11 protein-coding genes are annotated in these 13,282 nt (G+C 45.1%); all 11 read right to left on the bottom strand.

Annotated features, from left to right (window positions below):
- Positions 1-109 precede the first annotated feature (109 nt).
- Positions 110-1,168 carry a PA0069 family radical SAM protein gene (locus AAEO56_RS13015; protein ID WP_341697505.1) on the bottom strand — a complete coding sequence of 353 codons (1,059 nt, stop codon included), beginning with the start codon at positions 1,166-1,168 and terminating at the stop codon, positions 110-112.
- Positions 1,169-1,346: 178 nt separating this feature from the next.
- Positions 1,347-2,759, bottom strand: a complete 1,413-nt coding sequence (locus AAEO56_RS13010) for a TolC family protein (protein WP_341697504.1) — start codon at positions 2,757-2,759, stop codon at positions 1,347-1,349.
- A 10-nt stretch (positions 2,760-2,769) separates the two neighbouring features.
- Positions 2,770-5,928 carry an efflux RND transporter permease subunit gene (locus AAEO56_RS13005; RefSeq protein ID WP_341697503.1) on the bottom strand — a complete coding sequence of 1,053 codons (3,159 nt, stop codon included), beginning with the start codon at positions 5,926-5,928 and terminating at the stop codon, positions 2,770-2,772.
- 4 nt (positions 5,929-5,932) lie between these two features.
- Positions 5,933-7,093 (bottom strand): efflux RND transporter periplasmic adaptor subunit, encoded by a 1,161-nt coding sequence (locus tag AAEO56_RS13000; protein ID WP_341697502.1) that lies wholly within the window; start codon positions 7,091-7,093, stop codon positions 5,933-5,935.
- 28 nt (positions 7,094-7,121) lie between these two features.
- Positions 7,122-7,619 carry a GbsR/MarR family transcriptional regulator gene (locus AAEO56_RS12995; protein WP_341697501.1) on the bottom strand — a complete coding sequence of 166 codons (498 nt, stop codon included), beginning with the start codon at positions 7,617-7,619 and terminating at the stop codon, positions 7,122-7,124.
- 231 nt (positions 7,620-7,850) lie between these two features.
- Positions 7,851-8,225 carry a septal ring lytic transglycosylase RlpA family protein gene (locus tag AAEO56_RS12990; RefSeq protein ID WP_341697500.1) on the bottom strand — a complete coding sequence of 125 codons (375 nt, stop codon included), beginning with the start codon at positions 8,223-8,225 and terminating at the stop codon, positions 7,851-7,853.
- A gap of 9 nt (positions 8,226-8,234) precedes the next feature.
- Positions 8,235-8,720 carry a septal ring lytic transglycosylase RlpA family protein gene (locus tag AAEO56_RS12985; RefSeq protein ID WP_341697499.1) on the bottom strand — a complete coding sequence of 162 codons (486 nt, stop codon included), beginning with the start codon at positions 8,718-8,720 and terminating at the stop codon, positions 8,235-8,237.
- A gap of 81 nt (positions 8,721-8,801) precedes the next feature.
- Positions 8,802-9,242, bottom strand: a complete 441-nt coding sequence (locus AAEO56_RS12980) for a hypothetical protein (protein WP_341697498.1) — start codon at positions 9,240-9,242, stop codon at positions 8,802-8,804.
- Between the two features lie 203 nt (positions 9,243-9,445).
- Positions 9,446-11,086 carry a glucose-6-phosphate isomerase gene (gene pgi, locus AAEO56_RS12975; protein WP_341697497.1) on the bottom strand — a complete coding sequence of 547 codons (1,641 nt, stop codon included), beginning with the start codon at positions 11,084-11,086 and terminating at the stop codon, positions 9,446-9,448.
- Between the two features lie 6 nt (positions 11,087-11,092).
- Positions 11,093-12,325 (bottom strand): peptidoglycan DD-metalloendopeptidase family protein, encoded by a 1,233-nt coding sequence (locus AAEO56_RS12970; protein WP_341697496.1) that lies wholly within the window; start codon positions 12,323-12,325, stop codon positions 11,093-11,095.
- 20 nt (positions 12,326-12,345) lie between these two features.
- Positions 12,346-13,278, bottom strand: a complete 933-nt coding sequence (locus tag AAEO56_RS12965) for a tryptophan 2,3-dioxygenase family protein (protein ID WP_341697495.1) — start codon at positions 13,276-13,278, stop codon at positions 12,346-12,348.
- Between the last annotated feature and the right edge of the window lie 4 nt (positions 13,279-13,282).

Genomic DNA, 13,282 nt, shown 5'->3' with positions numbered 1-13,282 from the left:
CTCCAAAAGAGAGGGGACAGCTACACTCATGCTGATTTCTAGAACTGCATTGCCGCTTGAGTAAGCACGTCCCGGCTCCCTCTCCTTGGGAGAGGGTTGGGGAGAGGCCTCAAAACAACATTAGCTGCTCCCCTTTCGTTCCATCAAAAAGATCGGTCCTTAACCGGAATATCTCATCCTTATCTTTCGTGAAATACTTCTGCCTGCCTATACGGAAGGTAGTGTGTATCATCTCGGCGATATTGCCTTCGCCCGTACGCCGCTTAAATACCTGCTTTTCGCCCAATTTGCCACCATGCATTGAAGCGATCTGGTGTAACACCTTTTTTTTACGTTCGGGGTAATGTTCTTCCAGCCATTCGATAAATATCGGCTCCACCGTATCATTCAGGCGTACCAATGTATAACCGAACGAATGGGCACCTTTTTCGGCAATTGTCTTTAGTGTTGGCAATATCTCCATACTGTTGAGTCCCGGAATTATGGGCGCTACCATAATATTGACCGGAATGCCATTTTGCGAAAGCGTTTCTATGGCCTGCAATTTGGTATTAACCGACGATGTCCTCGGCTCCAGCTTGCGGCGCAGCTCTTCATTGATGGTAGGAATACTAAGGGAAACCGTTACGAGGTTCTTCTCGGCCAATTGAACCAGTATGTCGAGGTCGCGGGTTACAAGGGCGTTCTTGGTAAGGATGTTTACAGGATGACGGTAATCGAGGAATGTTTGCAGGATTCTGCGTGTTATCTGCAACTTTCTTTCAACAGGCTGGTAGCAGTCGGTATTGCCGGACAGCAGTATGGACTCCGGTTTATAACCCCTTTTTTGGAAGAACTTTTCTAATAATTCGGGCGCATTCTTTTTGACCAGTATCTTACGCTCAAAATCGACTCCGGCGCTGTAGCCCCAGTATTCGTGGGTTGGCCTCGCGAAACAATACGCACAGCCATGTTCGCATCCCTGATAGGGGTTCATGGAATAAGCCATGGGCAGGTCGGGGCTCTTTACCGGATTGACAATGGTTTTTGGGAAAACTTCAATAATTTCAGTTTTCGCTATTACTTCTTCATAGTCGTCCTGGTAAATACTGGTTTCGTACCTGTTTTTTATAAAATGATTGTGCACATTGCTTACCGCTCCCTGCCCTTTGATCTTTTCCGGTTTCATGTTGCCTCCTTCTTTATGAGAAGCAAGTTACGACTATTGTGAGATTATTTTCTTATATTTAAATTAAAATTATCAACACCTTTGAAAAACAAAAACCGCCCACTACATTGCTGTAACGGGCGGTCCTACATAAAACAAACAATTAATCTAAATAATCCGGATACTCCTGATTATGCTGTTAACGCCATCCGCCTCCAAGGGCTTTGTACAAATTGACAATGGCGAGGTACTGTTGGTATTTATTATCTATCAGCTGAAGCTGGCTGTTCAGTGCATTGTCTTTGGCAGTAAGCACCTCAAGGTAGTTTACCATGCCATAGTTAAGCAATTCGTCAGAATAGTCTGCTGCTTTGGTCAGCGCATCAACCTGCTTCTCCCTGATAGTCAGTTTTTTTGTTTCATTGCCGTAATTGGCCAATGCATCGCTAACCTCTTTACTTGCCGTGATCAACGCCTGCTCAAACCGTATGTACGCCTGCTCATGCTGTGCTTTAGACACTTCATAACGGGTGCGTATCTGCCTTTGATTGAATAATGGTTGTGTAAGCCCGCTAACAAAAGTGGCAAAAAGCGAATTGGCGCTAAACCACTCTTTAAGCTCGATACTTTGAAGACCTCCCGTACCTGTAATCCTTATTTGTGGATAAAAGTTACTGCGGGCAACATTGGTAAGCTCGAAAGCGTTCACAAGGCCAAATTCAGCCGCAACTACATCGGGACGGTTCCTAAGCAATTGTGAGGACAGCCCCAGTTTGATCTCCGGGTTCAGCTGGCTTGCATCAAACGTAGCACGCTCTATAGAATGCGCCGGTTCGCCAAGCAGGATACTCATTGTGTTCTCTAAAAGCACAATGTTATTCTTCAGGTCTTCTATAATGAGCTCGGTGGTATACTTCTGCGCTTCCGTCTGCTTCACGCCTACCTCATTCACACTGCCTGCATCTTTTAGCGAAAGTATGGTTTCAATGCTCTGATCGCGGTTTATCAGTGTTTCCTGTGCCACTTTCAGTTGTGCATCAAGGGACAGTAATTGGTAATATACTGATGCAATATCAGTAATAACCTGTGTTTTCACTGCCTGGTTGGCCGCTATGGTTTGCAGGTAGGTAGCATTTAAAGCACGCTTATTACTGCGTATCCTGCCCCAAATGTCGGCTTCCCATGCAAAGGTGCCGGTAAGCTGGTACTGGTCCACATTAGTTTTACCGCCACTGTTACTGATAACACGTCCGAACTGGCTGTTCTTAGACAATTCCTGGTGTGTCCAGTCGGCGCCAAGGCTCAGCGTAGGGAAATAGCCTGCTTTCCCTTGTTTCAGGTTGGCTTCGGCAGCAACTATGTTCTGTATGGCAAACCTGATATCGAAGTTGTATTGCAACCCTTTTTTGATATGCCCCTGCAATACCGGATCAGTAAACAATTTGTCCCACGGCATGTCAGCCATAGATAATGTGTCTGCAGCTATTGCCTGTGTGCGATACAGGTTTTCGGCCTTAATATCCGGCTTCTTCGGGTCTTTTGCCACGAGGCACGACTGCAACAGCAATCCCGCAAAGGCAATTATAAATATTCTATATGTTATGCGTTTCATCTTGTCAGTTTTATTCTTCAGTGTTTTCATGCGCCGCTTCCCTTGCTACCCGCTTCGCTGTCATTTTTTCCTGCAGGCTCTGGAATACCACGAACAGTACCGGTACTACAAATACTCCAAAGACAGTCCCTACAAGCATTCCTCCTACGGCACCCATACCAATGGAACGGTTACCCACAGCTCCTACACCGCTTGCCAGTGCTAACGGAAGGAGGCCAAATATAAAGGCGAAGGATGTCATCAGAATCGGCCTTAAACGTGCTTTGGCCCCTGCAATTGCAGCCTCGGTGAGCTCCATTCCGTGCCGCCTTCGCTGTATGGCGAATTCCACGATTAGGATGGCATTCTTGGCGAGTAACCCAATAAGCATGATAAGCGCTACCTGGAAGTAGATGTTATTCTCAAGCCCGGCCAGCTTTACGAAGCCAATAGCCCCGGCTATACCTACAGGAAGCGAAAGAAGTACTGCCAGCGGCACTACATAACTTTCATACTGCGCACTTAAAAGGAAGTATACGAATATCAGGCTCAAAAGGAATACGCCTATCGCCTGGCTGCCTGCAATGATCTCTTCACGTGTCATACCCGAGAATTCGTAGGTATATGTTTTTGGAAGGTGCTGTGCAGCTACTTCCTGAATAGCCTTGATAGCGTCTCCCGAACTGAAGCCCGGCTTGGCTTTACCATTCACGTTCACAGCTTTCAGCATGTTGAAACGCGACACCACCTCAGGTCCGTATATTTTCTTGAAGTCGATAAACTGGCTGATGGCTACCATCTGGTTGTTGGCGTTGCGCACATAAATATTGTTTACCGATCTCTCATCAGCCCTTGCTTCCGGTTTCGCCTGGATCATTACACGGAACTGTTTACCAAAGCGGTTAAAGTCGGTTGTATAAAGCCCTCCGTAGTAACCCTGCATGGTATTAAAGATATCGCTTACCGATACGCCTGCATCTTTAGCCCTTTCCACATTGATATCCATCTGGTATTGTGGGAAGCCCGGGTTGAAGTTGGTCATGGCATATTGTATCTCGGGGCGTTTGGAAAGTTCAGCAAGAAACTCATTGCTCACCTTACTAACAGTCGCCCAATCGTCATCGCCTGTATCTTCTATCTTGAACTCAAAACCATCTGCCGAACCAAAGCCCTGAACGCTCGGAGGCGTAAAGAACAACATTCGTGCATCTTTAAACGCAGCGGTTTTCGCAAACAATTCGCCTACGATAGCATCTACCGACTGGCTTGCGTCTTTACGATCTTTCCAGTCTTTCAGCCTGATAACGCTAAAGGCATACGAGCCACCATTCACACGGTTCAATAAGCTGAAGCCCACAATATTCATCCTTGCTTCTACCATTGGCATGGTTTGCAATAGCGAGTCGTATTGTTTTACTGCCTTCTCGGTTTTTTCCAATGTAGTTCCCGGAGGCATAGTAAGGTCGGCCATAATGATACCACGGTCCTCATTTGGTATAAACCCTGCCGGTGTCGTGCTGAAAAGCAGCCATGTTATTCCTGAGAATACAACCAGCGCTACAACAGTTATCCATTTTTTCCTGGCAAGGAAGCCAAGGGAACGTACATATTTATTATTCATCGAATCGAAACCGGCATTGAACGCTACAAAGAAACGGTCTTTCAGGTTTTTCTTTTTACCATGTTCCGCCTCATCATGCGGCTTTAGCAATAGTGCACAAAGCGCAGGGCTCAGTGTTAATGCATTTACTGCCGATATAAGGATTGCAACCGCAAGTGTGATGGCAAATTGCTGGTAGAACACACCCGATGGCCCCTGAAGGAACGATACCGGAATGAACACCGCCGCCATTACAAGGGTTATCGATACGATAGCGCCTGTTATCTCGCTCATGGCAGAAATGGTTGCTTTACGCGGAGACCGTTCGCCCTCATCCAGCTTGGCATGCACCGCCTCGACGACGACTATCGCATCATCGACCACGATACCAATAGCAAGTACCAATGCAAACAATGTAAGCAGGTTGATGGAGAAGCCGAATATATTCAGGAAGAAGAATGTACCCACGATCGCTACCGGAACCGCAATGGCCGGGATCAGTGTGGAACGCAGGTCCTGAAGGAAAAGGAACACCACGATGAATACAAGTATAAACGCTTCTACAAGTGTGGAAATTACTTTTTCGATGGAGGCATCAAGGAACGTTTTGGTGTTGAAAGGTATCACATACTCGATCCCTTCAGGAAAGCTTTTCTTGCTTGTTTCCATGATGTTCATCACCTCTTCGATAATGTCATTGGCATTCGAACCGGAAGTCTGGAAGATACCGATGGCAACACCATCTTTTCCCATACCGTAGTTTTGCTGCCCGTAGTTAAAGGCGCCAAGCTCTATCTTAGCTACATCCTTAAGGTGTACAAAGTTCCCGTTGCCTGTAGCTTTAACTACAATATTTTCATAATCCACAACTTTAGAGAGGCGGCCTTTATACTTGATCACATATTCATAAACGCCTTCGGCATTTTCCCCGAATTTACCAGGGGCAGCCTCTACGTTCTGTTCCTGGAGCGCAGCTTGTATGTCTTTTGGCGTAAGGTTTAGCGATGCCATTTTTTCAGGGTCGATCCACACACGCATTGAGTAGTCTTTACCCCCAAATACGTTTACCTGGCCTACACCTTTTACACGCTGTAGTTTCGGTACAATGTTGATCTTGGCAAAGTTCTGTACGAAGGTCCCGTCGTATTCCTTGTTGTTGCTGTACAGCGAAAGGAACATCAGCGCACTCGTCTGGCTTTTCAGGGTGGTTACCCCTGTCTGCACAACGGCAGCAGGAAGCTTGCTTGTGGCACGCGATACCCTGTTTTGCACGTTTACTGCGGCAATATCCGGGTTTACACCCAATTCAAAGAATACGCTTATGGTCGCCGCACCGTCATTCGAAGCAGTCGAAGTCATGTAGGTCATCCCCTCAACACCATTGATCTCTTCCTCAAGCGGAACGATTACGCTGTTAAGTACAGTCTCGGCATTCGCACCTGTGTAAGTGGCAGTTACCTGTACGGTAGGCGGGGCGATCTCCGGATACTGCTCTACCGGCAGCGACAGGAGGCCCAATACGCCCAATATGGTTATCAATATCGAAATTACGGTACTCAGTACCGGCCTTTCTATAAAAGTCTTTAGCATCTAATTATTTCTTTGTAACGGTTGTATTTGTTTCTGTTTTCTTCACGGCTGTGGTATCGGCTGCAACTGCCGGAGCCTCCTGTTTTGCAGCCGGCTGTGGCACTATGGCCATGCCGTCTTTCAGTTTCGAAGCGCCTTCTACAACTATAACCTCTCCTTCTTCAAGGCCTTCGCTTACGATATAGTTTAGTCCTGATGTAGTAGCAACGGTAATAACTTTAGATTTCACGGTGTTGTCTTTGGCTACAACATAGATCATCTGTTTGCCCTGCATATCGAATACAGCGTTTTGTGGAACCATTATAACTCCTTTTTTCGCTATCGGGATACGCACAGTAGCTTTACTGCCGCTCCTAAGTATTGCCTGCGGATTCGGGAAATCGGCCCTGAACTGCGTAGTTCCGGTCTCCGAATTAGCCATCCCGTTCACAGTCTGCAGCCTTCCTTTTTGCTCATATTCGCTTCCGTCAACAAGCATCAGGCTAACCTCCGGCGTGTTTTTCAGTTTTTCCTGTAACGTCCCGCCTTTAAACTCCCTGCTGAAATTAATCATTTGCATGTCGTTCATAGCGAAGTAAGCACGCATTCCTTTCGTGTCCGATACTGTCGTGAGCGGCATTTCATTAGTGGCATTTACAAGGCTTCCTTCTTTATACGGAAGGCTCCCTATAACACCGTTTACCGGCGATGTAATGGTTCCGTACCCAACGTTTGCTGCAACACTGCTATAGGCTGCTTTGGCTTGTGCCAATCTTGCTTTCGCTGTTTCAAGCTGTACATTAGAAATGATCTTGCGGTCTACAAGCGGTTTCAGCCTGTCTACCTCTACCTGTGCAGCGCTTACATTCGCTTTCGCGGCAGCGGCATCCTGGCTCAGTGTCTGGGTTTCGAGCTTAAAGAGCAGTTGGCCTTTTTTAACCACCTGCCCTTCGTCAACGTAAATTTTCTGGATAAACCCGTTTACTTTCGGGCGTATCTCTACATTCTGCTGGCCTTCGAGGTTCGCTGTATATTCTTCAAAAATTACGGCATCCTGCTTTGCAATGGTCTGAACAGGGAAAGGCATCGGTGGTGGCGCTGCCATTGCTGCCTGCTCTTCTTTCTTGCCGCAAGAGGTTACTATAAGTAAGGCGGTCATTGCGCCTGCTAAAAATCGCTTTTTCATTGTGTAACTATTGTTTATTGAGTGATGATTATTGATTATCGGTTTTACTTTTCTCTATTTCCTTAAATTTATTGATGGTGCTCGTCAGCAGCTCCTCCATTTGCAGTACATGTTGTTTATAGGCCCTTGTCCTTTCGAGATCGCCTTTTTCGGCAACGCATACAGCCGTCTTTTCGCGGTAGGCCAGCATCCTGTCGAGAATGATCTTTTCAAATTCGATCATTTTCATGTAGTTGCTGAACCTTTCGCTGAAAGGCGATGGCTTAAAATATTTTTTCCGGTCTCCCGGCAGGGTATAATAGGTTATTTTTCCAAGCTTAAGCAGCAGGTTCAGGTTGGTAGAAACCGAACTTTTACTTGCTCCCATACGCTCTACAAGGTCTTCAAAGGTCATCCCGGTACTGCAACAGTCTAATATTACCGTAGCGAATATCCTCGCACCAAGCGGCGGCATGTTGTGGAAATTTTCAAAATGGATCCCAAACATCTCTATCAACTCTTCCTTCTCCTTCTTTATGTCTGACATGTTCCTTAAATTTTTGCCAAAGATAAAACTTAGTTCGTTACAAACCGAACCAACCGAACTAAAGTTTGCGTTAAAGATTTGTTAAGAAAAAGATTATTGGTTTTCGGAAGCTGAATAACAGACTTTAAAGTCCAGCACTACATAAAAAAGAGATTTCTCCTTCGTTAAAATGGAATACAGTATTCCATTTTAACGAAGGAGAAATCTCTATATTTTAAAACTGAAATTAAACTACTTCGCTATCTCAATAGACACTTTGATCTCCCCGTGGTTCTTGTTATCGGTAATTTCCATAAAGGCCTTTTTGGTAAGGTCAATATCTTTTCCGGCGGAAAAAGGGCCACGGTCATTAACCGTCACTACTACGGACTTGCCATTTGCAATATTGGTCACTTTAACTTTGGTGCCGAAAGCCAACTTTCTATGGGCAGCAGTATATTTGCTATTATTGAAAGTATCACCGTTTGCAGTTTTCTTCCCATTGAACTTATCAGCATAGTAGCAGGCAACCGCTTTTTTGTCATACGATGTAAAAGCGCCTTTCGACGATGAACAGCCAAATGCTATAAGTGTGAATAAGAAAAGGGCAACGGCTTTTTTAGCCATAAGGAAAGATTATTTCTTTTCGATGATCTCCATTTTTACCTTAAAGCTGCCACTTCCTTTGTTGGAAGCGATCTCCATGAAAGCAGCTTTGGTAAGGTCGATCTCAAGTTTTTTGCTGAAGGGCCCGCGGTCGTTTACCTTAACATCAACTGATTTTCCGTTGGATTCATTGGTTACCCTGAGCATGGTCCCGAAAGGAAGCTTCATGTGGGCCGCAGTATAGTGCTTGTTGTGGAAACGCTCTCCGCTGCTTGTCTTCTTACCATTGAATTTGTCAGCGTAGTAGGTAGCCAGGGCGCTTTTTTTGTATAGTGTAAGCTTTGGGATTTCAGGTTTTTCGGGTGCGGCAATCGCAACCTCTGTAGTATCTGCCTTAGTAATGGCAGCAATTGTTTTTACATTCTCTTTTTTGGCAACAGATGTTGTACTTGTTGCAAAGCCAGTTATTATCGAAAATAATAAAGCGGCACTAAAAATAAGACTACTATTCTTCATAATAATTTATTTAGGTCCTTTCATTAAACAAATAACATGCCATGGATTAAAAAAGCCCTTGAGGGCTTTATGGTGTTCAACTTAATCGAACCATTGTCCGTATGGTATCCTGCTTAAAAGCAAAATTAATCCTATAGCATATAAATATCCAATATTCTTAAATTTTTTACCGGCATCCCCGGCTTTCTTATGTTTAGACCATCCTATCGTAATAAGGATGATCGCTATTAAATTTACAAGCGGGTGCTCTACAAGCAGCAAACGCAGGTGACTGTCCTTCATAACTGCTCCCATACCTGCCGCTTTCGCAGCTTCCATAGCGGGGGATACAAAAATCAATACTAATCCTAAAACAAATTGTACGTGCGTAAAGATAAGGGCTATCATAGAAATCTGCCTGTCTTTCGGCAGGAAAGCCCTCTTTGATGCAAGGCCTGCAAAGGCATTAAGTACAGCGATCAAAAGCAATCCCAACACTGCAAAAGCCCAATAAGAATGGAGGTCTAAAACACCTGTGTACATCGTTTTTTTATTTTTTAGGAAAAGCAAATATAGCACATTACCTGTAAAAATCAACCCAAAAAGTCCTGTTAATTAGTTGTTAACGCTTATTTAGAGACTGTCTAATAACTAATTACGCTTAAAATTTAACGTGCCTATTCAACCAAAAACCCCACGGTTTACAGTAAACCGCGGGGTATTTTATAGGTTATAGGCTTTCTAAATTATTTGCCTAAAAAAGTTTTCAACAACAGTGTTGTCGAGCCGTCATGCTGCTTTATTTCGCCCGTATTTATTTCGTCAAGAATGGAGTTGGCTAACTGTTTGCCCAACTCCACGCCCCACTGGTCGTAGCTGAAAATATTCCAGATAACGCCCTGTACAAATATCTTATGCTCATACAGCGCTACAAGGGATCCAAGCGTTTCAGGGGTAAGCTTTTTGATAAGGAAGGTATTAGTTGGCTTGTTGCCTGCAAATACTTTAAACGGCAGCAGATAGTCCGCTTTTTCGCCGGTTACACCCTGCTTGTCGAATTCTGCTTTTACCTGTGCTTCGGTTTTGCCATTGAGCAATGCCTCCGATTGTGCAAAGAAGTTCGACATCAGTTTGTCATGGTGATCTTTATTACCGTACAGCGGCTCGATAAAGCCTATAAAGTCGGTTGGTATCAGTTTGGTGCCCTGGTGGATCAGCTGGAAGAAAGCGTGCTGCGAGTTGGTGCCCGGCTCACCCCAAATAATAGTACCTGTCTGGTAATTTACCGGATTACCATCACGTCCAACGCTTTTGCCGTTGCTTTCCATAATACCCTGCTGCAGGTAGGGTGCGAGTTTTTGAAGGTATTGTGTGTACGGTATCAGCGCCTCGCTTTCGGCACCAAAGAAATTGTTGTACCAAATGCTCAGTAGAGCCAGTACAACAGGAATGTTTTTATCAAAGTCGGCCGTGCGGAAATGCTCATCCATATCGTGTGCACCCTTAAGCAAGCCATCAAAATTATCAAACCCGACAGCCAGTGCAATCGTAAGCCCAACAGCGCTCCAAAGGGAGAAACGACCGCCTACCCAGTCCCACATCGGGAAGATATTATTTTCGTCAATACCGAATTGGGTTACCTTCTGTATGTTAGTAGATACGGCTACAAAATGCTTAGCCACATCCTCCTGTTTTGCAGTGGTAAGGAACCAGTCCCTTGCGGTTTCGGCATTGGTAAGGGTTTCCTGAGTGGTAAAGGTTTTTGAAGCTATTACAAACAATGTAGTTTCCGGGTCGAGGCCCTTCAGGCTTTCCATTACGTGATCGCCATCCACATTCGATATAAAGCGTACATTGAGGTGGTTCTTATAGAATTTCAATGACTCCACTACCATTGCCGGGCCAAGGTCGGAACCACCGATGCCGATATTCACCACATCGGTAAACGCTTTTCCGGTATACCCTTTTTTGCTTCCGCTGATGATGGCTTCGCAAAACTGTTTCATTTTATTTTTAACGGAATAGATCTCAGGCATTACATTAACGCCCTCTACCTTTACAGAAGCATTTTCAGGCGCCCTAAGCGCCGTATGAAGCACTGCCCTGCCTTCGGTCCTGTTGATCGATTCGCCTTCAAAATAGCTCTCTATAGCGCCCTTAAGGCCAGCTTCTTTAGCAAGTCCCTGAAGCAGCGCTATGGTTTTATCGTTGATGATGTTTTTTGAATAGTCGATAAGGAAATCGTTCCATTGGATGTGGAATTTTTCTGCCCTGTTTTTTTCGGCGGCAAACATTTCCTTCATCGATGCATATTGCATTTCAGAAAAATGTTCGCGTAATCCCTGCCATGCAGCAGTACCTGACGGATTAATATTTTGTAGTGCCATGTGAATTTATTGTTTGAATTTGATGTTCGATATACTGTCGAGCTCTTTTTTGAGCGGAGTCATGTAGGCAATAAACCTGGGCTTATGCTTGTCTGTCATTGGCTCTGAGCTTGGGAGTTTTTGCCTTAGTGCATCTACCTGTACGCCATTTTTCCAAAAGCGGTAGCATACGTGCGGTCCTGTTGCCAGGCCGGTACTGCCCACGAGGCCTATAATGTCGCCCTGCGTAACCCTTTGCCCCTGCCGTGCTATTATCCTGGACATGTGCAGGTATTGCGTGGAATACATACCATTATGCCTCACTTTTACAAAATTGCCGTTGCCTGATGTATAGCCGGTGCGCTCTACAACACCGCTTGCAGTTGTCATAATAGGTGTGCCCTGCGGCGCGGCATAATCCGTGCCGTTGTGCGCCTTCCATTGCCCCTGTACCGGATGGAAACGCCTTGGCGAAAAGCGGGAGCTGATACGGCTGAACTTTAATGGCGCTTTAAGGAACATGCTCTTAAGCACCTTGCCTTCCTCGTCGTAATAATCAGCCCTTTTGGCATTAACGTCCTGCTTAAAAGGGAAGGCGTATATTTTTTTGCCTTTGTATTCAAAATAGGAGGCTTCTATACTTTCGATCCCTGCATATTCTGTCCCGTCTATGTATTTTTCGTTTACGGTCACGGCAAACTTATCGCCCTTCTGTATTTTAAAGAAGTCGATGCTCCATGCATATATTTCAGATAGTTCGTGCGCCAGCGCTGGGCTTGCACCGGCATTGTCGAGTGTTTCGGCCAGCGATCCTTCTATTTCGGCAGCAATAATCCGGCGTTTGATAGTAACGGGTTTTACGGTTTTGTAGGCTTTGGCAATTGAATCGCGAAGGTCGACCACATAATAGCTCGTATTATCGGGCTGGTACACAAAAACCTGCAGCTTGTTGGGCGATTGTTTTTGCTTGAGCATTGTAAAAGGCTTGCCTACACGGATGTTCCTAAGGTCAAAGGAATCTTTAATCGCTTCGGTAACTTTGTGAACCTGTGCCGCGTCATACCCCTCATCGCCCAGGAGTTTACCAAAAGTATCGCCATTTTGTATAGTGTCGCGCACTACTTTAAATTCGTTAAGCGTAAAGCCAAATTCTTTATTGATGACTTCTTTCTTAACGGCGGGCTTTATATTCTTGGTTTTTTCCTCTTCTTTACAGGCAATCAGTGTTAGTAGTACTAGTATGGCGCTTAAATACTTCAATGGTGTCTCCGTTTTTTCAGTTATACATTTTCTCCCCAGGACCTCAGTTCTTCCTCGCTCCAAAGCTCAGGAAAAAATATCCTTCTTTGATATTTGGGATGCATGTATTTCTTCCAGTCGCTCCCGCCGGTGGCCTCCTGCGGCCCGGAAACACTTTCTATATATTTTTTTGCGGTATTCAGATGTCCCATTACCCAGGTAACATTTACCGTATAGTCATAATGGCGCATCGCTTTTATCAGCATAGTATCCTTCTGGGCTTCTTCCGGCAGCTGCCTGAATTTCCTCCAGATATTAATTGTGTTATATTCTTCCATATAACGCAGGAACTCCCCTTTATATTTTCGCTCGAATTCAGCCAAAAGGAAGCTTTTCTGTCCGGTTTTATAATCTTTCCCGGCTGCCTGCCAATACAAGTGCTCCAAAGCATGCTCGTATGGCGTATTGCGGTCTATTGTCGCACGGAAGCGATAGTCTATAAGATTGATAAGGTCGGTGCTCGCAAACTCGATCAGACGATATTGCGCGCTCTGGAATCCGCTAGCCGGCGTAAGGGTGTTGCGGAATTTCATATACTGCCCTACATCCATGCCATCCCCCATAATATCAAACGATGTGGTAAGCATATCGAAGTAGCGGCTGATGCGCATCAGTTTTTCGGTAAAAAAAGAAGTGGAAGGCGCTTCGTTGTGGCAAAGCTGCTCCACTTCCCATAGTATCATCTTAAAAAGGAGCTCATTTATCTGGTGATACATAATGAACACCATCTCATCGGGCAGTGTGGTGCGCTGTATCTGTAAATTGAGCAGTGCATCGGTGTTGATATAATCCCAATACGTAATAGGCTTCGACCACAACAATCCTTCAAGGTGTGTTTCGGTTTTTTGGTTTATCGCCTGAAATTTTTTATCAATTTCATTTAGTGTGTCCTGTATTGGGGTTGTTAGCTCCATCGCT

Origin of the sequence: Flavobacterium arundinis (assembly GCF_038289855.1) — a bacterium.
Taxonomy (GTDB): Bacteria; Bacteroidota; Bacteroidia; order Flavobacteriales; family Flavobacteriaceae; genus Flavobacterium; species Flavobacterium arundinis.
This window is presented reverse-complemented; position numbering and strand designations above follow the sequence as displayed.

Excerpts from the sequence above, each read along its gene's own strand:
- AAEO56_RS13015 (WP_341697505.1), bottom strand. The coding sequence starts at position 1,168 with ATGAAACCGGAAAAGATCAAAGGGCAGGGAGCGGTAAGCAATGTGCAC.
- pgi (WP_341697497.1), bottom strand. The coding sequence starts at position 11,086 with ATGGCACTACAAAATATTAATCCGTCAGGTACTGCTGCATGGCAGGGA.
- AAEO56_RS12990 (WP_341697500.1), bottom strand. The coding sequence starts at position 8,225 with ATGGCTAAAAAAGCCGTTGCCCTTTTCTTATTCACACTTATAGCATTT.
- AAEO56_RS12995 (WP_341697501.1), bottom strand. The coding sequence starts at position 7,619 with ATGTCAGACATAAAGAAGGAGAAGGAAGAGTTGATAGAGATGTTTGGG.
- AAEO56_RS12965 (WP_341697495.1), bottom strand. The coding sequence starts at position 13,278 with ATGGAGCTAACAACCCCAATACAGGACACACTAAATGAAATTGATAAA.
- AAEO56_RS13000 (WP_341697502.1), bottom strand. The coding sequence starts at position 7,093 with ATGAAAAAGCGATTTTTAGCAGGCGCAATGACCGCCTTACTTATAGTA.
- AAEO56_RS12980 (WP_341697498.1), bottom strand. The coding sequence starts at position 9,242 with ATGTACACAGGTGTTTTAGACCTCCATTCTTATTGGGCTTTTGCAGTG.
- AAEO56_RS13010 (WP_341697504.1), bottom strand. The coding sequence starts at position 2,759 with ATGAAACGCATAACATATAGAATATTTATAATTGCCTTTGCGGGATTG.
- AAEO56_RS12985 (WP_341697499.1), bottom strand. The coding sequence starts at position 8,720 with ATGAAGAATAGTAGTCTTATTTTTAGTGCCGCTTTATTATTTTCGATA.
- AAEO56_RS13005 (WP_341697503.1), bottom strand. The coding sequence starts at position 5,928 with ATGCTAAAGACTTTTATAGAAAGGCCGGTACTGAGTACCGTAATTTCG.